Source organism: Candidatus Poriferisocius sp., from assembly GCF_965204145.1.
GTDB lineage: Bacteria > Actinomycetota > Acidimicrobiia > Acidimicrobiales > Bin134 > Poriferisocius.
This window is the reverse complement of sequence record NZ_OZ241977.1, coordinates 1,224,252-1,244,847: the sequence shown is the minus strand read 5'-3', so window position 1 is coordinate 1,244,847 and position 20,596 is coordinate 1,224,252. Positions and strand designations below refer to the sequence as shown.

24 protein-coding genes are annotated in these 20,596 nt (G+C 64.5%); 12 read left to right on the top strand and 12 right to left on the bottom strand.

What is annotated here, in order from left to right; genetic code table 11:
• Positions 1-5: 5 nt before the first annotated feature.
• On the top strand, positions 6-1,562 hold the full coding sequence (locus tag ACOGI7_RS05635; RefSeq protein WP_419850931.1) for an FAD-dependent oxidoreductase: 1,557 nt from the start codon (positions 6-8) through the stop codon (positions 1,560-1,562).
• Here the strand turns inward: ACOGI7_RS05635 and ACOGI7_RS05630 are convergent, their stop codons facing one another.
• On the bottom strand, positions 1,563-1,784 hold the full coding sequence (locus ACOGI7_RS05630) for a hypothetical protein (RefSeq protein ID WP_419850930.1): 222 nt from the start codon (positions 1,782-1,784) through the stop codon (positions 1,563-1,565).
• 185 nt (positions 1,785-1,969) lie between these two features.
• On the opposite strand from ACOGI7_RS05630, the gene ACOGI7_RS05625 reads away from it, so the two are divergent.
• Positions 1,970-2,824, top strand: a complete 855-nt coding sequence (locus ACOGI7_RS05625; RefSeq protein WP_419850929.1) for a DNA-methyltransferase — start codon at positions 1,970-1,972, stop codon at positions 2,822-2,824.
• A gap of 58 nt (positions 2,825-2,882) precedes the next feature.
• Here ACOGI7_RS05625 and ACOGI7_RS05620 read toward each other — a convergent pair whose 3' ends face one another.
• Genes ACOGI7_RS05620 through ACOGI7_RS05610 form a run of 3 tightly spaced genes read right to left on the bottom strand, consistent with a single transcriptional unit; the run spans position 2,883 to position 4,447 of the window.
• Positions 2,883-3,287, bottom strand: coding sequence for a type II toxin-antitoxin system VapC family toxin (locus ACOGI7_RS05620; protein WP_419851470.1), 405 nt, complete (start codon positions 3,285-3,287; stop codon positions 2,883-2,885).
• On the bottom strand, positions 3,287-3,511 hold the full coding sequence (locus ACOGI7_RS05615) for a CopG family transcriptional regulator (protein ID WP_419850928.1): 225 nt from the start codon (positions 3,509-3,511) through the stop codon (positions 3,287-3,289). Before ACOGI7_RS05615 ends, ACOGI7_RS05620 begins: the two co-directional genes overlap by 1 nt.
• A gap of 60 nt (positions 3,512-3,571) precedes the next feature.
• Positions 3,572-4,447, bottom strand: coding sequence for an HNH endonuclease (locus tag ACOGI7_RS05610; RefSeq protein ID WP_419850927.1), 876 nt, complete (start codon positions 4,445-4,447; stop codon positions 3,572-3,574).
• A gap of 237 nt (positions 4,448-4,684) precedes the next feature.
• Here ACOGI7_RS05610 and ACOGI7_RS05605 point away from each other — a divergent pair, with 237 nt between their 5' ends.
• A complete protein-coding gene (locus ACOGI7_RS05605; protein ID WP_419850926.1) occupies positions 4,685-4,918 on the top strand; it encodes a hypothetical protein in 234 nt (77 codons plus the stop codon).
• A 15-nt stretch (positions 4,919-4,933) separates the two neighbouring features.
• On the opposite strand, the gene ACOGI7_RS05600 is transcribed toward ACOGI7_RS05605, so the two are convergent.
• Positions 4,934-5,308: a hypothetical protein gene (locus ACOGI7_RS05600; RefSeq protein WP_419850925.1), complete on the bottom strand. Its 375-nt coding sequence runs from the start codon at positions 5,306-5,308 to the stop codon at positions 4,934-4,936.
• Positions 5,298-5,516 (bottom strand): FitA-like ribbon-helix-helix domain-containing protein, encoded by a 219-nt coding sequence (locus ACOGI7_RS05595; RefSeq protein WP_419845960.1) that lies wholly within the window; start codon positions 5,514-5,516, stop codon positions 5,298-5,300. Before ACOGI7_RS05595 ends, ACOGI7_RS05600 begins: the two co-directional genes overlap by 11 nt.
• Positions 5,517-5,644: 128 nt before the next feature.
• Between ACOGI7_RS05595 and ACOGI7_RS05590 the strand changes: the two genes are divergently transcribed.
• Complete coding sequence (locus ACOGI7_RS05590) at positions 5,645-7,285, top strand: class I adenylate-forming enzyme family protein (RefSeq protein ID WP_419850924.1); 1,641 nt, start codon at positions 5,645-5,647, stop codon at positions 7,283-7,285.
• Between the two features lie 19 nt (positions 7,286-7,304).
• On the opposite strand, the gene ACOGI7_RS05585 is transcribed toward ACOGI7_RS05590, so the two are convergent.
• Positions 7,305-7,889, bottom strand: a complete 585-nt coding sequence (locus ACOGI7_RS05585) for a VOC family protein (protein ID WP_419850923.1) — start codon at positions 7,887-7,889, stop codon at positions 7,305-7,307.
• A 64-nt stretch (positions 7,890-7,953) separates the two neighbouring features.
• Between ACOGI7_RS05585 and ACOGI7_RS05580 the strand changes: the two genes are divergently transcribed.
• Positions 7,954-8,736, top strand: a complete 783-nt coding sequence (locus ACOGI7_RS05580) for a class II aldolase/adducin family protein (RefSeq protein WP_419850922.1) — start codon at positions 7,954-7,956, stop codon at positions 8,734-8,736.
• Positions 8,737-8,747: 11 nt separating this feature from the next.
• Positions 8,748-10,361 carry an AMP-binding protein gene (locus ACOGI7_RS05575; protein ID WP_419850921.1) on the top strand — a complete coding sequence of 538 codons (1,614 nt, stop codon included), beginning with the start codon at positions 8,748-8,750 and terminating at the stop codon, positions 10,359-10,361.
• On the opposite strand, the gene ACOGI7_RS05570 is transcribed toward ACOGI7_RS05575, so the two are convergent.
• Entirely contained in the window at positions 10,358-11,581 is a 1,224-nt protein-coding gene (locus ACOGI7_RS05570) for a cytochrome P450 (protein WP_419850920.1), read from the bottom strand. The two genes, ACOGI7_RS05575 and ACOGI7_RS05570, sit on opposite strands and share 4 nt — an antisense overlap.
• 67 nt (positions 11,582-11,648) lie before the next feature.
• On the opposite strand from ACOGI7_RS05570, the gene ACOGI7_RS05565 reads away from it, so the two are divergent.
• Genes ACOGI7_RS05565 through ACOGI7_RS05555 form a run of 3 tightly spaced genes read left to right on the top strand, consistent with a single transcriptional unit; the run spans position 11,649 to position 14,086 of the window.
• Entirely contained in the window at positions 11,649-12,518 is an 870-nt protein-coding gene (locus ACOGI7_RS05565) for a CoA transferase subunit A (RefSeq protein ID WP_419850919.1), read from the top strand.
• Positions 12,515-13,312: a CoA-transferase subunit beta gene (locus ACOGI7_RS05560; protein ID WP_419850918.1), complete on the top strand. Its 798-nt coding sequence runs from the start codon at positions 12,515-12,517 to the stop codon at positions 13,310-13,312. Before ACOGI7_RS05565 ends, ACOGI7_RS05560 begins: the two co-directional genes overlap by 4 nt.
• 3 nt (positions 13,313-13,315) lie before the next feature.
• Positions 13,316-14,086: an SDR family NAD(P)-dependent oxidoreductase gene (locus tag ACOGI7_RS05555; RefSeq protein WP_419850917.1), complete on the top strand. Its 771-nt coding sequence runs from the start codon at positions 13,316-13,318 to the stop codon at positions 14,084-14,086.
• On the opposite strand, the gene ACOGI7_RS05550 is transcribed toward ACOGI7_RS05555, so the two are convergent.
• From ACOGI7_RS05550 to ACOGI7_RS05535, 4 genes are read right to left on the bottom strand one after another with little or no spacing between them, the layout of a single operon-like run.
• A complete protein-coding gene (locus ACOGI7_RS05550) occupies positions 14,083-14,841 on the bottom strand; it encodes an SDR family NAD(P)-dependent oxidoreductase (protein WP_419850916.1) in 759 nt (252 codons plus the stop codon). The two genes, ACOGI7_RS05555 and ACOGI7_RS05550, sit on opposite strands and share 4 nt — an antisense overlap.
• Positions 14,838-16,064 carry a cytochrome P450 gene (locus ACOGI7_RS05545; protein ID WP_419850915.1) on the bottom strand — a complete coding sequence of 409 codons (1,227 nt, stop codon included), beginning with the start codon at positions 16,062-16,064 and terminating at the stop codon, positions 14,838-14,840. The genes ACOGI7_RS05550 and ACOGI7_RS05545 overlap by 4 nt, the downstream gene beginning before the upstream one ends.
• A gap of 4 nt (positions 16,065-16,068) precedes the next feature.
• Positions 16,069-17,220 carry a thiolase family protein gene (locus ACOGI7_RS05540; protein WP_419850914.1) on the bottom strand — a complete coding sequence of 384 codons (1,152 nt, stop codon included), beginning with the start codon at positions 17,218-17,220 and terminating at the stop codon, positions 16,069-16,071.
• Positions 17,217-17,615: a Zn-ribbon domain-containing OB-fold protein gene (locus ACOGI7_RS05535; RefSeq protein ID WP_419850913.1), complete on the bottom strand. Its 399-nt coding sequence runs from the start codon at positions 17,613-17,615 to the stop codon at positions 17,217-17,219. The genes ACOGI7_RS05540 and ACOGI7_RS05535 overlap by 4 nt, the downstream gene beginning before the upstream one ends.
• A 120-nt stretch (positions 17,616-17,735) precedes the next feature.
• Between ACOGI7_RS05535 and ACOGI7_RS05530 the strand changes: the two genes are divergently transcribed.
• The 3 genes from ACOGI7_RS05530 to ACOGI7_RS05520 are packed head-to-tail and all read left to right on the top strand — an operon-like array spanning position 17,736 to position 20,579.
• Positions 17,736-18,548: an SDR family NAD(P)-dependent oxidoreductase gene (locus ACOGI7_RS05530; RefSeq protein WP_419850912.1), complete on the top strand. Its 813-nt coding sequence runs from the start codon at positions 17,736-17,738 to the stop codon at positions 18,546-18,548.
• 4 nt (positions 18,549-18,552) lie between these two features.
• Positions 18,553-18,960, top strand: a complete 408-nt coding sequence (locus ACOGI7_RS05525; RefSeq protein WP_419850911.1) for a nuclear transport factor 2 family protein — start codon at positions 18,553-18,555, stop codon at positions 18,958-18,960.
• A 59-nt stretch (positions 18,961-19,019) separates the two neighbouring features.
• Positions 19,020-20,579 (top strand): AMP-binding protein, encoded by a 1,560-nt coding sequence (locus ACOGI7_RS05520; protein ID WP_419850910.1) that lies wholly within the window; start codon positions 19,020-19,022, stop codon positions 20,577-20,579.
• The last annotated feature ends 17 nt before the right edge of the window (positions 20,580-20,596 follow it).

Below are 20,596 nucleotides of genomic sequence, written 5' to 3'. Positions count from 1 at the left end.
CTGACGTGGCTTCAGTAGTCGTCGTCGGGTCGGGGGCCGCCGGGTTGACTGCGGCGGTAGCCGCGGCGCAAGCGGGAGCCGAGGTCACCGTGGTAGAGCGGGCATCGGTGCTGGGTGGCACTACCGCACTGTCGGGGGGTCTGGCGTGGATGCCTGCCAACCGGATGATGGCGGACGAAGGGGTGGACGACTCCCCTGCCGAAGCCCGCCGGTACTTGCAGGCGCTGCGGCTGGGCGACGTGGACGACGAACTCGTGGGCTACTTCGCCGATCAAGCACCGGTGGTGGCCGATTGGCTGGAGTCAGCCACTGGATTGTCATGGCAAACCGTCCCCTACCCCGACTACCACCCAGAACTACCCGGCGGGAAGCCAGGACATCGTCCCCTGGAGCCCCAGCCCCGTGAGGTGCCACCCGACCTTGACCAGCGAATCCGGACCGCCCCCAATGTGACCGCGCCCATCACTTACCGGGAGCTGGCCACCGGAAACATCGACTGGGACGAGGTGGCCGACCGGTCCCGCCGCGGCATGATCACCATGGGACGGTCGATGATCGCCTCCCTGACGGAGGCTGCCGAGGCCGCCGGAGCAGTGATCCTCGCCGGCATCGGCATGGACGGATTGGCTCAGTCGGGCGGCACGGTCAACGGGGTGCGCATCGGCCCTGATGTGCTGTCCGGTCGGGTGATCTTGGCCTCCGGGGGTTTCGAACGGGACCCTTCCCTGGTGCAGGCGTTCCTGCGGGGGCCGATGACCAGCCCGGTGGGTGCTCCCGGCATGGATGGCACCGCGCTCCGCCTGGCGCTGGCCGCAGGGGCCGAGTTGGGCAACATGGCCGAGGCATGGTGGTGTCCGGCCATGACCGTGCCGGGCGAGACCATCGACGGCGAGACGTTTCACCGGCTGGTGCTCACCGAGCGGGCCCGGCCCGGTTCGCTAATGGTGGACTCTCGGGGTCGGCGGTTCACCAACGAGGCCCGCAACTACAACGACGTGGGCCGAGCCATGCAGGACTTCGACCCCACCGGATTCCAGTATCCGGCGGCCACCGCCTGGCTGGTATTCGACGCCAGCTACCGCCGCCGCTACCACCTGGGCCCGCTGCGCCGAGACGACCCCGATCCCAAGTGGCTGTACCGGGCCGACAACCTCGCCGAATTGGCTGCCGCCATCGGCATAGACGGCGAGGAGTTCACCGCCTCGGTCGCCCGCTTCAACCAATTGGCCACCAACAGCGACGACCCCGACTTCGGACGGGGCCGCTCCATCTACGACCGCTTCGTCGGCGATCCCAATGCTCCTCATCCCACACTCGGCCCAGTAGACGAGCCGCCGTTCTACGCCGTCCACCTCCACCCCGGCTGCCTCGGCACCAAGGGCGGCCCCCGAACCAACATCCACGGCCAAGTCCGCCACCAAGACGGCAACCTCATCGAAGGCCTCTACGCCGTAGGCAACGCCGCGGCAAGCCCCCTCGGCGCCGCCTACCCCGGCGCCGGCGGCACCATCGGCCCCCTCCTCGTAGCCGCCCACGCCGCTGGCTCCGCAGCAGCCAGCTAGCTACCGCAGGGGTTTGACCGGCTCACCGCCCATGGCAACCTCTGTCTGCACATCCGGCATCACCATCGTGAATTCCGTGATGCCCTCATCCTCAGCCCATTCATGGATCAAGGACTCCAGCTGAGGCAACGTGTCAGCGACCGCAACAAAACCGCAACCGTCCTCGCTCCACCAGCTCGACCCCTCCTCGTCAGTCTCAACATGGACCCGAAACTCGTGCATCAGCTGCTCCTCTCCAACTAGGCCACCGAAGCCATCCTAAGGATTGGCAATGAGCCCTCGTGCGCGATGGACACTCCATCCTTCGCCTCTCCTGTGGATATGTGGACATCACTGTGGATTCAATCATTTTCAATAGTTTTCAATATACCGGGAAGTTTGCAGTCGGACCACTAAGATTGGAAGAGATGGGCAAAATCGTCTTCGGCGACAACCTGCCGGTGTTGCAGGGCCTGCCCGACCGTAGCGTTGACCTCATCTACATTGATCCGCCGTTCAACACCGGCAAGCGTCAAGAGCGCGACCGGATCAAAACCGCTCACGACGAGGCCAACGGAGACCGAATCGGCTTCGCTGGCCGCCGCTACCAGACGATTCGCCTCGGCAAGTCAGGCTATGAGGACGCCTTCGACGACTACTTGGGCTTCCTCACCCCTCGATTCGAGGAAGCTCATCGAGTGCTCACCGACAACGGCAGCTTTTTTCTGCACATCGACTACCGCGAGGTCCACTACTGCAAAGTGCTGCTCGACCAGATCTTCGGCCGAGACTCCTTCATGAACGAGATCATCTGGGCCTACGACTACGGGGCCCGCTCCAAGAAGAAGTGGTCGGCCAAACACGACAGCATCCTCTGGTACGCCAAAGACCCGTCCGACTACACGTTCTGCTACGAGGAGATGGACAGAATCCCCTACATGGCCCCCGGCCTGGTCGGCAAAGAAAAGGCCGCCCGGGGAAAGACCCCCACCGACGTGTGGTGGCACACCATCGTGAGCCCCAACGGCAAAGAGAAAACCGGCTACGCCACCCAAAAGCCCCTCGGCGTCCTCGAACGCCTGGTAAAGGTCCACTCCAAGCCCGGCGACCTCCTACTCGACTTCTTCGCCGGCAGCGGCACCCTCGGCGAAGCCGCCGCCAAGCACAACCGCGACTACCTCCTCATCGACAACAACCCCGAAGCCATCCAAACCATGATCCACCGCCTAGCCCCCACCAACCCCGATCTCATCGGCTGCGACGACCTATTCGAGAAGAGCTAGAGCTCCTCTCCCAATTTCACTATTTTGCACGGACAAGGGTTGTTGACGGACAGCTGCATCAGGGCAGGAGATCGAAGGCATCGCAGTGGCGCGGCTTCACCACTGTAAAATGCCGTCGATCCATCGTCGCAACCGTCGTGATTCCGAGGCGCTCGGCCGCAACCACGACCGATGCATCGACCGTACCCAGCGGCAGATCGCGGTAGTTGTGGACAAGCTCTGCCATGCGAAGCCAGTCGCCTGCCGCCACTGGCTCCACTCCAAGCTGGCCCGAAGCGAAATCGCCCAAGAATCTCACTTCGGCTTCGGCACCTAGACGAGTTGCTGCGAGGTAGCTGACCTCGGTGATCACCAAGGTGGGCACAACGAGAGGACCCGGATGCGTCAGCAGTAGTTCAAGGCTGGATTCGTGGTGCCGGTCGTCAGCATCGATGTAGGCGTAGAGCGGACCTGCATCGACGATCAGGGCGATGGCGTTACCTCTTTGGCCAGAATCTCTTCGATTCGCTCCGAGATGTCGCGGCGCCCGCTCCGCCCAGCAGCGGCAGCACCAAGAGTTCTCTGGGCACCCAGATGCGCCTGAATGGCTTCACGAGTCAACTCGGATATCGTGATGCCACGCCGCTCTGCCTCATGGCGAAGCCGGGCATCAGTCTCGTCAGGGAGCTTCACCGTGGTGCGCTTCATGTATGCCAGCATACCATTGCCTTGAGCACTCTCTCCAGAGCAATATGTCGTTAAGTTAAGTCAGGTTTCGACGACTCCTTGGAAGACGTGCTCGTGATGCCAAGTGAGATATGGATCCCCCGGGCGCTCGGCCTGCTCTGGAATGATCAACTCGCGCTTGAGCACTTGGCCGAAGTACTGATCAACACCAGGATCGGCGCGCGTGCTGGTTTCCAGGTTCGGGGCCCGATGGACCCTCAATCCGCCATTGACCGTGATGAGACCCGAGTCGAAGGCCGCGTCATGTGTCGGGCAGGCTGCCACGCCGTTTAGGACATCTACACGCTCTTTGTTGTCGCAGACAGACCAGGGCTTGATGTGGGATGCTACGAGCAGCTTGTTACCGCGAAGCGCATTGGGCGCAAATCCGCAGAACCCACAGGTGTACCTGAAATTCTCAAGCACCTCCGTCGCGAATCTGTGCTGGCCGATGCGAACCTTCTGTTCAACAACTCGCTCGGTGTCTCCTACGTCTCCCAAACGGCGACTTCGCTGTTGAGCAGCCATGTTGGTCACCACTCGTGACAACTCCTGATGATCCAGTTCCTCTTGGCCCAATAGGTCGGAGTAGTCGACCCCCTCCAGCATCAGGAAGTCCGGCAGATCCAGAGGACGGACTCCCATTTCTCGAGCAGCCGAGAGGGCGATGTTGTAAAGCTGAGTGAACCGGCTGGGATCTCTCCTCATCTTGGCGTAGAAGTCTGGTTCGAACTTTCCACCCCGGTTTCGAGCACCCCCCTCTAGGTTCATCATTTTGTGAGTGATCGAGGTCGGAGGCCGGACAAACAGCTCTGCGAGACGGAGCACGATTGGAGGCGCGTTTCGGATCGAGGCGCTCCCGTACTTGTGGGGCTCATCCACAATCTGGAAGAGCCCGTAGCACAAGATCGCTTCCACGGGAGTAAACGGCTCTTGGCGTGGCTTCGGCTGTCGTCGAAGTATCTGGCTCCACTGCGACCGGGCTTGCTCAACGGTGAGGTCGAGGTAGTCGCTCAGCGATCGCACCCTGCCAACGTAGCCGGCTGTCGCTCGTGGTCACACGATGCGCCTCTCTGTGCCTCTGAAATAACCAAAATGCCTGTTTAGCCGGCACGTGGGGCCGGGTCGCTCATAGGAGCTGAACTTGCCGCCATCGTGCTCCCGGCCATCGAGCAGATGGACAAGTTTGCCGGACCCGCGGTGTTCATGCCTGACACTGAATACGGACTCGGCGGCCTCCTGGAAGCCCGCCATGCCCTCAGAAGCGGCCAGGCCACCGCGTCGGCATCCGGTCTCGCAGCCCTCGACGAGCTCATAGCCACCCACGGCGAGCGATACCGTGAATACCTCGGAGGAAAGGACGCCTACGGGCTGAGAGTTCGACTCTAGATGCTCGGCGGGTGCCTACCAGGGGCGGCGTATTTCAATCCGGGAACTGGAGACTTCATCTGAGGCAGTGAACAACGGCAGGTCAAGATGTTCGGCGAGTACGAGGGCGGACCATGAGTCAAGAACATCCACTGCTCCTATACCGGCCCGCAAGATGGTCTCTGCCACCAGAGTGCGAACCGTGAACCACTCGTGCACTGCGGAAAGAGCAAGCCCGATCTCTACTTGAACCCTCTCCGGATTGCCCTCATGGCGAGCTGCTACAAAACGACCAACGGTCATCGCCGACCAATCCAGAGCCAGAAACTCTGCGTCAACTGGCACCGTCCCATTCAGCACACCGGCCACCGCCAACACTCCCCCGGCGTCGCAGACGACGCTACTGGGCATCTAGGTCGCGCAGTTGCTGGCGGATGGATTCGAACTCTGAACGGTCCATCGGCGGGTAATCGCCGGACAATTCAGCAGGTGACAAGCGTGACGCGATGCGAGTCAGCTCGTTTCGCAAGTACTGCTGCACTGAGAGACCAGCTGCCGCCGCCTGTTCTCTCAGACGTTGGCCCACGTCATCGTCGAGGTCTTTGATGTTCAGATCCATAGACAGATTCTACCATAATGGTAGAACTTTGGCGCGATCCGCATCGCTACTTGACACTTTTCGGCGAAAAGTGATGGGGAGGTGTGCATTTTTCGTCGGGTGGGAGGGGGGTGCGCGAAGCTACGGGGATGAGTACTTGGGTTGATGTGACCACGTACGGCGATCTGGTGGTGCGGGGGTCGGCGCTGTATGGGGATCAGGACGCGGTGGTTTTCCCGGACACGCGGCACAACTTTGCGTCATTGGAGGACGCGGCCCGGCGGTCGGCTCGGTCGCTGTTGGGACTGGGGGTTCGGCCCCAGGACCGGGTGGGGATCCTCATGCCCAACTGCATGGACTTCATCGAGGTGATGTTCGGCGCCTCCCTCATCGGCGCCGTACCGGTTCCCATCAACGCCCGCTTCAAGGGGCGGGAGCTGGCCTATGTCACCGAGAACGCCGATCTGAAGGTGCTGGTGACCAGCGACATCATCGACCAGTTCACCGACTATGTGGTGATTCTGCACGACTGCCTGCCCGGCTTGGCCGAGGCGCCCGACCCGGCCAATCTCGATCTCGACGTCGCCCCTGAACTCAAAGCAGTGGTGCTGTTGGGCAGCACCTCCCCCGCCGGGATGGTGGACCGAGGCGCATTCGAGGCACTCGCCGAGCAGGCTGCCGACGACGAGGTGGAGCTGCTTCGCAGCCAGGTGGCCATCCGGGATGAGGCCCTGATGATCTACACCTCGGGCACCACCGCCGAGCCCAAGGGCTGCCCCCTGAACCACGAGTCGCTGGTGCGCACCGCGGTGACCGCCTGTCGGACCCGGTTCGAGCTGACCGACACCGACGTGTTCTGGGACCCGCTCCCCCTGTTCCACATGAGCTCGATCCTGCCGCTCATCGGCTGCCTCGACGCGGGGTCGTCCTATGTCACCATCACCCACTTCGACCCGGCCCAGGCCATCGCCCAGATGCGCGACGAGAAGGCCACCGTGTGCTTCTCCACCTTCCCGCCGGTCACCCAGGCCATGATCAACCACCCCGACTGGGACTCCGACGAGTTCCAGCGCATCCGGCTGGTGAACAACGTGGCGCCCCCCGACGCGCTGCGGGCCATCCACGCCCTGCTCCCCTGGGCCCGCCACATGAACGCCTACGGCCTCACCGAGTGCGGCGGCGTGGTGGCCTTCTCCGGCCCCGAAGACCCCCCGGAAACCTGGGCGGTGTCGTCGGGCCGCCCGTTCCGGGGCATCGAGGTCAAGATCAAGGACCTCGAGACCAGGGAAACGCTCGCCGAGCCCCACCAAGCAGGCGAGATCTGGGTGCGGGGCTACAACGTGTTCGAGGGATACCACAAAGACCCGGAGAAGAACGCCGAGTGCTTTGACGACGAGGGCTGGTTCTTCACCGGCGACATCGGCTCACTCGACCCCGACGGGCGCATCAGCTATCTGGGCCGCACCAAGGACATGCTCAAGGTGGGCGGCGAGAACGTGGCCGCGGTGGAGATCGAGAGCTACCTCCAGACCCACCCGGCGGTGGCCATCGCCCAAGTGGTGCCCCTGCCCGACGAGAAGTACTCCGAGATACCGGCCGCCTTCGTCGAGCTCAAGCCCGGGGCCGAGGCCAGCGAGGACGAGCTGATCGAGTTCTGCCGAGGCCAGATCGCCAGTTTCAAGATCCCCCGCCACGTGCAGTTCGTGGCCCCCAACGAATGGCCCATGTCCGCCACCAAAATCCAAAAATTCCGCCTAGCCGAAAAACTCCAAGCCGAACTGGGGCTCTGACCCGCCGCCCACCGGGGAATCATTCGCTATAGCCGTCGGGCAGTTGGTCGACGTGCCAGATTTGGCTCCTCCACCAGCGCCACTTGCCGGCTATCACGTCTTCCACCGTGCAGTGCGGGTGGGGATTCATCCAGTCGATGGTCGAGTCCACGATCTGGAACAGGCAGCCGTGCCCTGATCGGGGGCGCACATAAGTCTCCCGCCAGTGCGGTTCGCTCAGTTCTGTGTCCACCACCTCATAGCCGGCGGCCTCCAAGTCCACGATGGTGGCCTCCACGTCGTCCACGAAGATGGTCACGTGGTGAAAACCCTCCCCGTGCTTTTCGATAAAGCGGTGCAGGTAGCTCTGCTCGTTCAGCGGCTCCAGCAGCTCCACCTTCACGGTGTCGGGCAGCTTGAACATGGCGGTACGGATGTCCAGCGGTATGTCATCGCCCCCCATCACGAACTGCCCGCCGAATACATCCCGAAACAGCGGCACCGCGGCCTCAATGGAGCGCACCGCGATCCCGATGTGATCCCAGCGTTGAATGCGAGGCGGCACGGCCGGATTGGCCTCCAAACCGGCCGGATACCCGGCCTCGCCCATCGTTCTCCAGCCCATAGTTCGCCCCTTCCGGTGCTCTCACATTCTTTGGGAAGCTTCCAAGTGTGCTATCTAGCAGGGAATGGGCAAGCTAGACGAAGCCATCGCCGGACAAAGCGGATTTCCCCGGGTGATGCCCGGACTCGACCAGCCGCTCACCGTGCCTCAGAAGATCGCCTGCGCCGCCCGCATCCTCGACGCCGAGGGATACGCCCTGGATGTGGCCGGGCACATCACCGTGGTGCGGGACGACGCCGACGACGGCTCCATGTGGTGTACCCCCTATGGGTTGTGGTGGAACGAGATCACTGCCTCCGACATTTTGATGATCAATGCCGACGGAGAGGTGCTCGAGGGCCGCTGGGACGTCACCCCGGCGGTGTTCATCCACACCGAGATGCACCGGGCCCGCCCTGATGCACGAGTGGTGATCCACAACCACCCCTACTACGGCAGCCTGCTGTCCACCATGCACAAGCTGCCGGAGATCACCGACCAGCAGGCCTGCATGTTCGACGGCGACATCGCCCTGTTCGGCACCTACACCGGAGGGGTTGACAACGCCGCCGGAGGCCAAGAGATGGCCGACGCAGTAGGCAGCGCCACCGCGGTGATCCTGGCCAACCACGGGGTACTCATCGCCGGGGAGACCACCGAGCAGGCCGTCTACCGGGCCTCCAACTTCGAGCGGGTATGCCGCCTCAACTACGACGCCATGCAGGCCGGTCAAACCCCGGTGCCGGTGCCCCCCGACCAGCGCCCCACCCTGAAGGCCGCGGTCAACAGCCACCACATGACGGTGCGGTACTACTGGGAGGGGGCGGTGCGGCGGTTGCTGCGCGAGGCCCCCGAAGTGCTGAACTGACGGGACCAGCCATGAGCGCCAACCCCAACACCGCCGCACCGCGCACCATCGGAGCGTGGATCCGCCACAAGGCCGAAGCCAACGGCGACCGGCTGGCCCTCACCGTGGAGGGTCGGGACAAAACCTACGCCGGGGTCGACCTGGATTCCGACCGACTGGCCGCCGGTTTGGCCTCGCTCGGGTTGGGGAAGGGCGACCGCTCCTGTCTGATGATGCAGAACTCGCTGGAGTGCATCGACGCCTGGTTCGCCATGAACAAGGCCGGGGTGGTGGAGGTGCCCATCAACCAGGCCTACCGGGGTCACCTGCTGGAGTATCTGATCAGCCAGTCGCGCTCCTCGGCGGTGGTGTGCGACGCCGACTACCTCGACCGCATCGCCGAGGCGGCCCAAAGCCTCCCCGGCCTCGAGCACGTGGTGGTAAACCGGGCCGAGGGCACTGAAGACTCAGGCACCCCAGGCTTTCCCGGCCATGTCACCGTCCACGAGTTGGCCGACTTGTACCTCGACTCCCCCGCCCCCGAACCCGATGTGGACTACCGGGACACCGCGGTGATCCTTTACACCTCGGGCACCACCGGCCCGTCCAAAGGCGTGATGCTGTGCCATGAGGCCAACCTGAACCTGGCCCGCCACACCGTGGATCTGGTGGGCTACGACGCCGACGACGTGCTCTACACCGCTTTCCCCCTGTTCCACATCAACGCCAAGTACACCAGCGTGATGTGCGCCATGGAGGCCGATGCCCGGCTCATCATGGACCGGCGGTTCTCGGCCAGCCGGTTCTGGGACCGCTGTCGAGCCGACGGCATCACCGCGTTCAACTACCAGGGCGGGCTGATCATGATGCTGTGGAAGCAGCCCGAGCGGCCCGACGACGCCGACAACCCGGTGCGCAACGGATTCGGCGCCCCCTGTCCGATCGAGATCTGGGAGCCGTTCGAGGAGCGCTTCGGCGTGCATCTCAGCGAGGTGTACGGCATGACCGAGGTGGCCATCACCACCGAGAACCGTCGGGGCATGCGCAAGATCGGCACCGCTGGTCGGGAGTCGGCGCTGTACCACGTGCAGGTAGTAGATCCCGAAGATCGACCGGTACCCCCCAACACCGCGGGCGAGATCGTGGTGAGGCCTAAGAAGCCCCACATCATGATCGACAGCTACTTCGACATGCCCGACGTGACGGTAGAGACTTTCCGCAATCTGTGGTTCCACACCGGGGATCGGGGCCGCCTCGACGAGGACGGCTACCTCACCTTCATCGACCGCATGAAGGACTGCGTACGCCGCCGAGGCGAGAACATCTCCTCCTACGAGGTGGAGGCGGTGATCAACACCTGCGACGCGGTATTGGAGTCAGCGGTAATCGGCGTGCCCTCTGAGCTGGGCGAGGAAGAGGTGATGGCCGTGGTGGTGCTCAAGCCCGACCACCAATTGGCCGAGACCGAACTGCTGGACTTCTGCGTCCCCCGCATGGCCCACTTCGCCGTCCCCCGCTATGTGCGCTGGTGTGACGACCTGCCCAAGACCCCCTCCGAGCGGGTGCAGAAGTTCAAGCTCCGTGAAGAGGGCATCACTCCCGACACCTGGGACCGCGACGACGCGGGCTACGTCGTCCCCCGCTAGCCAGCCACAAAATCCGGATTCGGCGTAAACGTCAGCGGCAGCGAGGTCAAGCCCCGGGTATAGACCCCGGTCTCCACCTGCTCGTAGCCATCGGCGTAGGCAATGTCGTCCATGGCATCGAGCAGGGCGTCCATGGCCACGGTCAACTCGGCCCGGGCCAGCATTGAACCCACGCAGAAGTGGCGACCCAAGGCAAACGCGGTGTGGTCGGCGGCGGCGGAGAAGGCCTTTTCGAACTCCATGTCGGTGCGGTGGATATCGAACCGGTCGGGCTCGTCGAAGGCCTCCGGATCGCGGTTGGCTGCACCCAGCAGCAGCTCGAGGGTGTGGCCTGCTTCCACCGCGCCGCCGGAGAACTCAACGTCCTCGTCGGTGTGGCGCATGATCATCTGCACCGGACCGGTGAACCGCAGCGTCTCTGCGAAGGCTGGGCCGATGAGCTGGCGGTCGGCTCGCACCTCGGCCATCTGCTCAGGGTTGTCCAGCAGGTTCCGCATGGTCAGGGTGATGGCCTTCTCGGTGGTCTCTCCCCCGGCGGTCAGCAACAGGCTGCAAAAACCTCGTATGTCGTCGTCGCTCATCTGCACGCCGTCGAACTCCTTGGTCACCATGGCGGTGAGCAGGTCGTCGCCGGGGTTGGCCCGCCGCTCGGCGATCTTGGGCATGAGGTACTCCCCCATCTCCGCCCGAGCAGCCATGCCCCGGCGGTTCTTCTCCTCGTCGCCGGTGATGTTGGACACGAAGTCCATGATCATCGTGTACCACTCGTAGAACTGGGGCACGTCCTCCATGGGGAGGTCGAGGAGCTGCACGATCACCCCGATCGGGTAGTAGGTGCTGAACCTCTTGCACAGGTCCACCTCGCCGTCGGCCAAGAACTCGCCGATCTGCTGGCGGGCCGCCTTGGTAATGGCCGGCACGATGCTCTGCTCCAGATAACTGCCCCGGAAAATCGGGTTGACGATGCCCCGGTAGGAGGAGTGTTCTTTGCCCTCCATCTGCAAGATGGTGCGCCCGTGAACCGGCTCGGTCTGCCATTCGTAGTTGCGGCTGGAGATCTGAGGGTTGCGAAACGCCCCGGCCACATCCTCGTAGCGGCTGATCACGTAGGCCTGAGTGCCCTCGTGCCACATCACCGGGTACTCGTCGCGTAGCACCTCGTAGAAGGGGTAGGGATTGGCGTCGTACTCGGGCGAGAGGATGTCTGGGGCTTCGGTCATGGGCCGTATAGTACGGCGGGCTGCAAGAACTTCAAGAATGGCCAGTCAGGGGGAAGCGGAAGATCTCATGAGCAAAGTCACGACACTGCAAGAGGCGGCAGCATCGATTCCCGACGGCTCCACCGTGGCCATCGGCGGCCTGTCGATGAACAGCGCCCCCATGGCCCTGGTGCGCGAGCTGGTGCGCCAGCAGAAGAAAGACCTGGATTTGGTGGCCATTGTGTCCGGTATGGCGGTGGACTGGCTGGTGGCCGGCGGCTGCGTGCGCCGAGTGCTCGCCGGGCTGGTCAGCTTCGAGGGCCTGGGCCTGGCCCCCAACTTCCGAGCGGCGGTGCAGTCGGGGCAGGTGGCCATTGAGGAGTACAGCGAGCATCTGTTGATCTGCCGACTCCAGGCCCAGAGCTACAACCTGCCGTTCATGCCCACCAAGGCCGGACTGGGCACCGACGTGCTCGGCCTGCACGCCGAAAGCGGCGCGGTGCGCGAGGAGAAAGACGGCCCCACGGGCGAGCACTACGTGGCTTGCACTCGCCTGCCGGTGGATGTGGCCCTGGTCCACGCCCACGAAGCCGACGAGCGGGGCAACACCAGGGTAAATCCCAAGTTGGTGTGGATGGACAACGAGATCGTGAACGCGGCCAGTCGCACGGTGGCTTCGGTAGAGCGGGTGGTGGACACCGCGGCGTTCACGGCCGAGCCGGAGCGCACGACGTATCCGAGGTTCATGATCGACACGGTGGCCCCAGCCCCAATCGGCGCCTACCCCTGCTCGTGCTTCCCCGACTACGGCCATGATTCAGGGTTCTTCACGGAGTACTCCCAGGCGGCCCGAGACCGGGAGACGTTCACCCAGTTCTTCCAGGAACGAGTGGTGGGGCCGGAGACCTGGGAAGACTTCTTGGCCGTCAACAGCGTGGCGACGGGGGCCTCGGCATGAGCACCCCGGTTGCCGGCTACGACTGCACCATGGACGAGTTGATGGTGGTGACCTTCTCCCGGGCCATGTCCAACGACACCCGGGCGTTCAACGGCGCGGTGTCGTTCATTCCGGTGTGCGGCTACCTGCTGGCCCGGCGCACCCATGCGCCCGAATTGGTGTGGGGAGCCAGTTCCATAGCCGTCGACGCCGATCCCGACGAGATAGGCGACTCCACCCTCTCGGACTCGCTGTGGGGCGGGGCTTCCATGCTGAGCAATTCCCCCTTCGACTTCTGGAGCTACGCCCAAGGGGCCCGCTACAACACCTTTGCCTTCCGAGGCGCGCAGATGGACGCCTACGGCAACGTCAACAACACGGTGATCGGCCCCTACGACGCCCCCAAGGTGCGGCTGCCGGGCGGGGGCGGGATGGCCGATCTCGGGGCCATGATCCCCCGCATCTACTTGTGGTCGTCCACCCATGACCCCCGCACCTTCGTAGACCAGCTCCACTTCCGCTCCGGCATCGGCTGGGGCGACGGCGGCGACCACCGAGAGCGCATGGGCATGCCCGGCGGGCCGCAGCTGTGCATCACCAACCTGTGCGTGTTCGACTTCGAACCCTCCAGCAAGCGGATGCGCCTGGCCTCGCTTCACCCCGGCGTTACCGCTGAGCAGGTTCAGGAGGCCACCGGCTTCGAGGTAGTGATGCCCGAAGACGACATTCCCACCACCGCGGAGCCCACTGCTGAGGAGCTGCACATCCTGCGCACCGAAGTTGACCCGACCAGCGCCCGCCTCCGGGAGTTCTAAGCGATGCAGGTACCTGGATCTGTTGCGTTGGTAACCGGCGGGGCCTCCGGTCTGGGCGCCGGGGTGATAAAGACCCTGGTGGGCAAGGGCGGCCGGGCGGTGATCTTGGACCTGCCCTCCTCGGCCGGAGAGGCCATGGCCGACGACATGGGCGAGGCGGTGGCTTTTGTCCCCGTTGATGTCACTGACTCTGATGATGTCGAGCGGGCCGTGACCGCCGCGGCCGAGGCTCACGGCCAGGTGGACGTACTGGTGAGCTGTGCGGGGATCAGCTCCGGTCAGCGGGTGGTTTCCCGCGACGGCACCCCCAACTCCATGGAGCACTTCCGCCAGCACATTGAGGTGAACCTGATCGGGCTGTTCGACGTGGCCCGCCATGCGGTTTCGGCTATGTCGACCAACGAGCCCAACGAAGACGGTGAGCGGGGCCTCATCGTGAACATCGCCTCCATCGCCGGCTACGAGGGCCAAGTGGGCCAGTCGGCCTACGGGTCTTCCAAGGCCGGTGTGATCGGCCTGACGCTGCCCATGGCCCGCGACCTGGCGGTGTGGGGCATCCGGGTGATGACCATCGCCCCGGGCACCATGGACACCCCCATGTTGGCCACCCTCAACGAGGACTTCATCGCCAAGCTGGTGGAAGACAACGTGTTCCCCCACCGCCTGGGCACCCCTTCAGATGTTGGAAACCTCGTCGTCCACTTCATGGAGAACGCGTTCCTCAACGGCGAGGTGGTCCGGCTCGACGCCGGACTGCGCCTCACCAGCAACTAGGCCAGCATTCCGCCGTCGATAACCAGAACTGCGCCGGTGATGTAGGAGGCGGCCGGGGAGGCCAAGAAGGCCACCGGCAGGGCCACTTCTTCGGCGGTGGCCCAGCGGCCCAACGGGATGCCGATGCCGGCCTCGGCTACTACCGCGTCTTTGTCGTAGCTGTCCCAGCCGCTGGTGTCCACGAAGCCGGGGGCTACCGCGTTCACTCGCACGCCGTGGGGGGCCCATTCCCGGGCCAACGCTTTGGTCTGCTGGAACAGGCCGCCCTTGGCCGCGGAGTAGGCCGCCATGCCGGGTAGATGGCGCAACCCCGACAGCGAGCCCACGTTGACGATGCTGCCCCCGCCCCGCTCGATCATCGACCGCCCGAACGCCTGCGACACCAAGAACGGTGCGGTCAGGTTGAGGGCCACGGTCTTCGACCAGCCCGGTTCGTTGATGTCCAGTACCGGAGCGGTGAACCGGGCGCCGCCCGCGTTGTTGATGAGGATGTCTATGGGGCCGATTCCCTCGCTGATGGCCTCCGCGGCGGCTGAGACTGCGTCAGAATCAGTCACATCGCATGGAGCCACGGAGACATCTGTGCCGCCGCTTTGCAGTTCATGAGCCAGCTCTTCCAAACGCTCGGCTCGCCGGGCGATGAGGCCGACTCGCGCCCCCTGGCCAGCCAGCACCCGGGCAATGGCCCCGCCGATGTCGCCGGTGGCCCCGGTGACCACGGCGCCCAATCCCTCCAGGGGCCGCGGGGAGCTCATGTCAGGCTCACCGGCAAGTGCTCCAGTCCCCGGCTCAGCATGGTGGGCACCCACACCTCGGGCTCAGGCCCCAGCTCTAAATTGGGCAGGCGGCGCACCAAGGCCTCCAGGGCGATCGTCCCCTCCAGGCGAGCCACCGACGCCCCCAGACAGAAGTGCAGCCCGAAGCCGAAGCCGATGTGGTTGTTGGGGTCTCGAGTTATGTCGAATCGGTCGGGCTGATCGAATACCCCGGGGTCGCGGTTGGCGGCGTGCTGCACGAGGTACACCATGTCGCCCGCGGGGAGCGTCTTGTCCCCCATCTCCACCTTGTCGGCCAAGGTGCGAACCTCCATCTTGGACGGCCCGTCAAACCGCAGGATCTCCTCCACCGCTGGTTTTATCAGCGAGAGGTCGTCCCGCAGCTTCTGAAGCTGGCCGGGATGGTTGAGCAGCACCCGGATGCCGTTGCCGATCAGGTTGGTGGTGGTCTCGTGGCCGCCGAAGAGGAAAAGCACGCAGTTGGCCACGATCTCGGGGTCTTCCAGACTGTCGTCTCCCTCGGAGGCCTCCACCAGGTTGGAGATGATGTTGTCGGCCGGATGCTGCCGGTAGTGGGCCACCAACTCGCCCAGATAGGCGGCCAGTTCGATCAGCCCCTGCTGGGCCCGGGCCCGCCGGTCGCCCACTCCACGGGCACCGAACACCAGAATCATCACGTCGTCGGACCAGTCTTTGAACCGGTCGCGGTCTTCGGCGGGCACCCCCATCATCTCGGCGATCACCACCGCAGGGATGGGATAAGCGAAGTCCTCGATCAGATCGAAGTGCTCCTTGTCGGATAAGCCATCGATCAGCTCGTCGACCACGCCGATGACTCGATTCCGCCAAGCCTCCACAGCTCGAGGGGTGAAGGCGCGGCTCACCAGTCGACGCAGCCGGGTGTGGTCGGGGGGATCGCGAAATACCAACCAGTCCATCAAGATGTCATAGGTGGGTTGGCGCTGAGCCTTCTGCTCGTCGGTCAGACGGTCGTAAGCCGCGCCGATGCGCTCGGAGGAGAACCGGGGGTCTCGCAACGCGTCGAGCACATCGTCGTAGCGGTGAATGAACCACGCCCGGTACTTCTCATTCCAATGAACCGGATCGTGCTCGCGGAGCACAGAGAAATAAGAATGGGGATCGGCGATCCGCTCCGGCGACAAGACCTCATCGTCGATGGCCAAAGTCTGCCGGTCGCTCATTGAGTCAGCCCACCTGCTCCAGCACGGTCACCACGCAGGCGTTGCCATCGATCCCTGCGGTGCCCCCGCCCATGGTCTCCACAGCGCCGAGGCGAGCCCCGGGCACCTGGCGGTCAGCGGCCATGCCCCGAAGCTGCCATGCGATCTCGGCGATCTGAGCCAGACCGGTGGCTCCCAGCGGGTGGCCTCGTGACAAGAGCCCGCCCGACGGGTTGACTGGCTGGAGGCCGCCCAACGAGGTGTGGCCCGACTCCACCAGCCGCCCGCCTTCGCCCAGTTCGCACAGCCCCAGTGCCTCAGTGGTGATGATCTCGCCGATGGTGAAGGCATCGTGCACCTCGAACACGTCGATGTCGCCTACGCTCACCCCGGCCTCCTCATAGGCCCGGGCCGCCGTGTCGGCCACGATGTCCCAGCCCCACACCTTGTCGGTGGTGTGGTCCCACAGTCGGCCCGAGCGCAGTGCGCTGGAGCGGATGGCCACTTCTCCACGCGGGTCTCGTGAGCCCCCCAACGGCCCAACCACCGCAGCCGCCGCGGCATCGGCAATAGAGCAGCACTGGAACAGGGTGATGGGGTCAGCCACCATGCGGCTGCCCAATACCTGCTCAACGGTCACGGTCTTGTGGTGCTGGGCCCGGGGGTTGCCTATGGCATGGCGGCGGTTCTTTACCGCCACCTCGGCCATCTGTTCGTCGGTCACGCCGAACTCGTACTTGTAGCGGGTGGCCGACATTCCGTAGATGCTGGGCATCGCATAGCCCTGGGCACCGTCGGGATCAGAGGCAATGGGACTGATGGCCCCGTCGAAATGGGCAGTCATGGTCTCGATGCCGAAAGCCAAAACCCGCTCGTAACGGCCGATTTCCACCGATTCGCGGGCTTCGTGGAACGCGGACGTGCCGCTGGCACAGGCGTTCTCGATGGTGATAACCGGTACTTCCACGATGCCGATCTGCTGGAGGCACCGGGTAACCGTCCCCGGATCGCCGAATACCGTCCCCGCGTAGACCGCGTCGATGTCGGAAGCCTGCAACCCAGCATCGTCCAGCGCCTCGACCGTGGCCTGCCAGGCTAGGCGAGGACCGCCCAGCGAGGTCTGCTTGCCGAATGCCGAAGTCCCAACCCCCCAGATGGCCGTGCCCGCGCCAGTCACGGCCCAGACCTCCGCACGACGGGGTCGCCGTGCTCGCTCCATCCCGACAGCACCACCTCGCTGCCGGGAACCAGAGCCTCATCCGGCCCGTCCACGTGGGCGAGGATCCGGGGACCCTCGTCCACATCCACATAGGCCAGGGTGAACGGCGGTGTGCGGTCTGGCACAGGGATCCGCAGCACCGTGGAGCTGAACACCGTCCCCTTGGGGCCAAAGGTCGCAGGCGCCACGGAATGGCTTCCGCATATCGGACAGCGCGGCGGGTTCACCGCCTGCGGATAGCCGCAGTCCCCACACCGGCTGCCGGTCAAGAGCACCCGTCCCTCGTGAATGGCCAACTCGGGGCGGGGGTCGGCACCGGCCCGCTCCGGCGGCGTGGTGATCAGCGAGGGCACCGGCTAAACCTACCAAGAGACCCTTGTGGCCCTGCGATTCGATGTGGCTGGCGGCTTTGTTTTACAGCCACCAACCAAGCCGCCTACGCTGCGGGCCGTATCTCGCACTAGGGGGCATAAATGGGCATCGAAGGACTGCGATTCGTCATCACCGGATCAGCGACCGGCATCGGGGCGGCCACCGCCCGAGTCGCGGCCAGCAAGGGCGCCAAAGTGATGGTGTCCGACCTCAGCGACGAACAGGGACAGGCGGTCGCCGACGAGATCAACGCATCGGGGGGCACCGCGGCATACCAGCACTGCGATGTGACCGATACAGATCAGGTGGAAGCACTGATGGCGGCCGCCGCTGAGGCCTTCGGCGGCATCGACGTCTTGCACAACAACGCCGGCATCCATGAAAGCGGGTTGGCGCCCGCCGACCAGTGCAATCTGGAGCAGATGTCCCTCGACGTGTTCCGGAAGGTGGTGGAGGTCAACGCCGTCGCCCCGTGGATCTGCTCAAAGGCGGCGCTCCCCTATCTCAAGGAGAGCGACTGGCCGTCGATCGTCAACGCGGCATCCACCGGCGCCCAGTCGGCCTATCCAAACAATGCGGCCTACGGCACATCCAAGGGCGGTATCCGGCTGCAAACCCAGAACCTGGCTGTGGATTTGGCCCCGCTGGGGATCAGGGTCAACTGCTATGGCCCCACCGCCATTGCCACCGACATGGTCACCGACTTCGTGAAGCAAGCCGACGACCCGGCGGCGTTCGAGAAGGCGCTTATCAACACCTCGCTCATCCCCCGCCTGGGACTCCCCTCGGAGGTCGGTGAGCTGGTGTGCTTCTTGGCCAGCCGAGAGGCCGGCTTCATCAACGGCGCGTACATTTTGATCGACGGTGGCTCGCTTGCGTGGCGAGGCACGGTAGAGCAACTGGGAATGGAGTAATCCAATGGCAGACAAGCAAGCAGTAACCGAGCTTTTGAACCACGCCGGGGTGGCCTATGACGTGGGCGACAGCGACTTCCTCATCGGAATGTTCGCCCCCGACAACCCGGTGTTCGCAATGACCATCGCCGGGGGCGATCCGATCACCTTCGAGGGGTCGGAGGCCATCGCCGGGCTTTTCAGCGGGGCCATGGAAGAGCAGACCGACCAGCGCCGCCACGTGGTGACCAACCTCTACTTCGAGAACGAGACCGAGGACACCATCACCGCCATCAGCTATCTGGTGCTCATCACCGTGGAGAACAGCCAGCTCACCGTCCTCTCCAGCGGCGTGTACACCGACGACTGCGTGCGGGTGGGCGACGACTGGAAGATCCAGAAGCGCTCCTTGGCCCTTGATCTGCCCTACTAGGGACGGTCGGCCATAGGCGGCCATGAACATCTCTATCGGTCTCTAGAAAGGAGCCGCAGATGAACATCGGCCAGATCCCCGCCAAGTGGGCCCGGCAGACGCCGAACCGCGAGGCGATCATCGACTCCACCACCGGCCAGCGGGTCACGTTCGCAGCCTTCGACGAGCACGTCCGCCGACTGGCCAACGGGCTGATTGGCCTGGGACTAGAAAAGGGCGACCGGGTCGGCATATTGAGCCAGAACTCAGTGGAGTACGCCGCGCTGTACTTCGCCTGCGGGCGCTCTGGCCTGGTGGCCCAACCCATGAACTGGCGACTGTCGGCCCCGGAGTTGGCCAAGATCGTCAACAACGGCGAGCCCCGGGCCTACATCACCCAGGGCGCATACGCCGCTGAGTCGGCCGAGCTTTCCGGGCTGGTGAGCTCGGTGGAGCACTGGCTCCAGTACGGCGAAGGCGGCGATGGCTCCTACGAAGAACTCGTGGCCTCCTCATCAGATGCCGAACCCGAGGCTTCGTCCGAGGTGGGCGACACCGACCCGCTGTTCATCCTCTACACCGGGGGAACCACCGGAGAATCCAAGGGCGCGCTGCACAGCCACCGCAGCGTCTATTTCGGGATGCTCAACCAGACGGTGGCCGAGCGCATCGTCCCCAGCGACGTGTACATGCTCACCGGGCAGATGTTCCACATCCCGGTGGTGCTGGCTATGAACTATCTGGCCCACGGCTGCCCACTGGTGCTGATGAACTTCGACGCCACCCTGGCCCTGGAGCTGATCCAAGAGGAGGGGGTGTCGGCCTTTTTGGGCGTCACCACCATGTTGAACTGGATGATGGCCGTGGAGGGATTCGACAACTACGACATCTCCAGCCTGCGCAACATCCAGTACGGCGGCGGCCCCATGCCCTCTCGGGTCATCACCGAGGCCATGGACAAGTTCCCGTGCACCCTGATCCAGGGCTACGGCCAGACCGAGGGCACCACCATGTGCTTCCTGGCCCAGGAGGACCACATCCGGGCCATCCGCGACGACCACCGCCCCGAGCGGCTGCGGTCGTGCGGCCGGGAGGGGTTCGTCACCTCGGTTCGGGTAGTGGATGCCGACGGCGTGGACGTTCCCTGCGACGGCAAGACGCCCGGCCAGATCATCGTGAAGTCGGAGGCCAACATGCTGGGCTACTTCCGTCGCCCCGACCTCACCGCCGACACCATCAAGGACGGGTGGATGTGGACAGGCGACATCGCCACCTGGGACGACGAGCGGTACGTGTTCATCGTTGACCGAGCCAAGGACATGATCATCTCCGGCGGGGAGAACATCTACTCGGTGCAGGTGGAAGAGGCCATCGCCACCCACCAGGCCGTGCTAGAGACCGCGGTGATCGGCGTGCCCGACGACACCTGGGGCGAGTCGGTCATGGCCTATGTGGTGCTCAAGCCGGGCATGTCCGCCACCGAGGACGAGATCATCGACGCCGCCCGCCAGAACCTGGCCTCATACCAGAAGCCAAGGTCGGTGGCCTTCGTGGACGAGCTGCCCAAGGCCCCCACTGGCAAGATCCTCAAGCGGGTGCTGCGCGACCCCCACTGGAGCGAGCAGGAGCGCCAGGTCTGACCCCGGCGGCGGGCCCG

Coding starts and splice junctions, on each gene's coding strand:
- ACOGI7_RS05590 (WP_419850924.1), top strand. CDS start 5,645: ATGAGTACTTGGGTTGATGTGACCACGTACGGCGATCTGGTGGTGCGG.
- ACOGI7_RS05570 (WP_419850920.1), bottom strand. CDS start 11,581: ATGACCGAAGCCCCAGACATCCTCTCGCCCGAGTACGACGCCAATCCC.
- ACOGI7_RS05555 (WP_419850917.1), top strand. CDS start 13,316: ATGCAGGTACCTGGATCTGTTGCGTTGGTAACCGGCGGGGCCTCCGGT.
- ACOGI7_RS05615 (WP_419850928.1), bottom strand. CDS start 3,511: ATGAAGCGCACCACGGTGAAGCTCCCTGACGAGACTGATGCCCGGCTT.
- ACOGI7_RS05600 (WP_419850925.1), bottom strand. CDS start 5,308: ATGCCCAGTAGCGTCGTCTGCGACGCCGGGGGAGTGTTGGCGGTGGCC.
- ACOGI7_RS05625 (WP_419850929.1), top strand. CDS start 1,970: ATGGGCAAAATCGTCTTCGGCGACAACCTGCCGGTGTTGCAGGGCCTG.
- ACOGI7_RS05585 (WP_419850923.1), bottom strand. CDS start 7,889: ATGGGCTGGAGAACGATGGGCGAGGCCGGGTATCCGGCCGGTTTGGAG.
- ACOGI7_RS05530 (WP_419850912.1), top strand. CDS start 17,736: ATGGGCATCGAAGGACTGCGATTCGTCATCACCGGATCAGCGACCGGC.
- ACOGI7_RS05520 (WP_419850910.1), top strand. CDS start 19,020: ATGAACATCGGCCAGATCCCCGCCAAGTGGGCCCGGCAGACGCCGAAC.
- ACOGI7_RS05575 (WP_419850921.1), top strand. CDS start 8,748: ATGAGCGCCAACCCCAACACCGCCGCACCGCGCACCATCGGAGCGTGG.
- ACOGI7_RS05565 (WP_419850919.1), top strand. CDS start 11,649: ATGAGCAAAGTCACGACACTGCAAGAGGCGGCAGCATCGATTCCCGAC.
- ACOGI7_RS05580 (WP_419850922.1), top strand. CDS start 7,954: ATGGGCAAGCTAGACGAAGCCATCGCCGGACAAAGCGGATTTCCCCGG.
- ACOGI7_RS05550 (WP_419850916.1), bottom strand. CDS start 14,841: ATGAGCTCCCCGCGGCCCCTGGAGGGATTGGGCGCCGTGGTCACCGGG.
- ACOGI7_RS05630 (WP_419850930.1), bottom strand. CDS start 1,784: ATGCACGAGTTTCGGGTCCATGTTGAGACTGACGAGGAGGGGTCGAGC.
- ACOGI7_RS05560 (WP_419850918.1), top strand. CDS start 12,515: ATGAGCACCCCGGTTGCCGGCTACGACTGCACCATGGACGAGTTGATG.
- ACOGI7_RS05595 (WP_419845960.1), bottom strand. CDS start 5,516: ATGGATCTGAACATCAAAGACCTCGACGATGACGTGGGCCAACGTCTG.
- ACOGI7_RS05525 (WP_419850911.1), top strand. CDS start 18,553: ATGGCAGACAAGCAAGCAGTAACCGAGCTTTTGAACCACGCCGGGGTG.
- ACOGI7_RS05545 (WP_419850915.1), bottom strand. CDS start 16,064: ATGAGCGACCGGCAGACTTTGGCCATCGACGATGAGGTCTTGTCGCCG.